The organism is Kitasatospora sp. A2-31 (assembly GCF_022288725.1).
GTDB lineage: Bacteria > Actinomycetota > Actinomycetes > Streptomycetales > Streptomycetaceae > Kitasatospora.
This window is the reverse complement of record NZ_JAKNTA010000275.1, coordinates 1-1,054: the sequence shown is the minus strand read 5'-3', so window position 1 is coordinate 1,054 and position 1,054 is coordinate 1. Positions and strand designations below refer to the sequence as shown.

Below are 1,054 nucleotides of genomic sequence, written 5' to 3'. Positions count from 1 at the left end.
CGCCCGCCGGCCGCGGACCCGCCGTCCGGCCCGGTTCCCGCCGGGGCCGGCCGCCGGCCGCGCCGGCCCGGGAACCGGACTGTCGCAGTCCCGTTCCCTGGCCCGCGGCCGAGCGTACGGAGCGTGACGGCGACTCAGCGGGCCGACGTCACGATCTTCACTCCTTCGAGTGAACAGTTGCCCGCTTCTCCCGCACCGCCGCGCCCCATCGGTCGGGATCGCCACCCCCGATCTCCCGGAGGCGCCCGTGCGCGCGTCCACCCCCTGCGCGCCCGAAGGCGGCTTGCCGGCGCCGGCCGGCCGCAGGGCCGCCCAGCGGCGCGTGATCAACTGGGGCGGCCGGGCGGAAATAGCCGGGGGCCCCGCGCGGCTGTGGTGATCGAAGAGCAGGACCGACAGCGACGGGCCCCGGGCCGTGAGCGGCCACGGGACCTCCCAGGAGGTGCAGCGCGCGATGGGCGACGAGCAGCAGTACCGGACCGAGCACGACTCGATGGGCGAGGTGCGGGTACCGGCCACGGCCAAGTGGCAGGCACAGACACAGCGGGCGGTGGAGAACTTCCCGGTCTCGGGCCAGCGGTTGGAGCGCGCGCACATCGCGGCGCTGGCACGGATCAAGGCCGCCGCCGCCCGGGTGAACGCCCGGCTCGGGGTGCTGGACACGGAGACCGCGGAGGCGATCGCGGCGGCCGCGGAGGAGGTCGCGCAGGGCCGCTGGGACGCGGAGTTCCCGGTGGACGTGTTCCAGACCGGCTCGGGCACCTCGTCGAACATGAACGCCAACGAGGTGATCGCCACCCTGGCGTCCGAGCGGCTGGGCCGGCCGGTCCACCCGAACGACCACGTCAACGCCAGCCAGTCCTCGAACGACGTCTTCCCGTCCTCGATCCACATCGCGGCCACCGCCGCCGTCACCCACGACCTGGTCCCGGCGCTGGAGCACCTGGCGGAGGCTTTGGAGCGCAAGTCGGCGGAGTTCGCCGAGGTCGTGAAGTCCGGCCGGACGCACCTGATGGACGCCACGCCCGTCACCCTCGGCCAGGAGTTCGGCGGG

The 1,054-nt window shown here is 74.8% G+C and carries 1 protein-coding gene; it reads left to right on the top strand.

The genetic code is table 11. From position 1 onward, the window contains the following. Positions 1-454: 454 nt before the first annotated feature. A partial coding sequence (locus MCM47_RS41410; RefSeq protein ID WP_255753460.1) for a lyase family protein occupies positions 455-1,054 on the top strand: 600 nt, incomplete at its 3' end.